The sequence below is a fragment of the Rhodoplanes roseus genome (assembly GCF_003258865.1).
Classification (GTDB): Bacteria; Pseudomonadota; Alphaproteobacteria; order Rhizobiales; family Xanthobacteraceae; genus Rhodoplanes; species Rhodoplanes roseus.
Window position 1 is genome coordinate 1 of sequence record NZ_NPEX01001024.1, and the last position, 236, is coordinate 236.

General features: G+C 68.2%; 1 pseudogene. It reads right to left on the reverse strand.

The features are described 5' to 3' along the window. A pseudogene (locus CH341_RS33455) lies at positions 1–191 on the reverse strand (hypothetical protein); the annotation flags it as partial. Positions 192–236 lie beyond the last annotated feature (45 nt).

A 236-nucleotide genomic window follows, 5' to 3' on the forward strand; every position in this document is an offset into this window, starting at 1 on the left:
GTGCCGTGTTCGGCGAGATAGGCGGGGGCGGCGCAGGCGACGAGCCGGTAGGGCGCGAGCGGATGGGCGAGAAGCGCGTGGGTCTGCGTCGCCTGGCCGGCCATTGGACCGGAGAGCGGACCGGAGAGCGGGCCGATGCGGAAGACGAGATCGAAACCCTCTTCGATCGGATCGACATAGCGGTCGCTCAAGACGAGGTCGCAGCTCACTTGCGGGTGGGTGCGGAGATAGGTGGT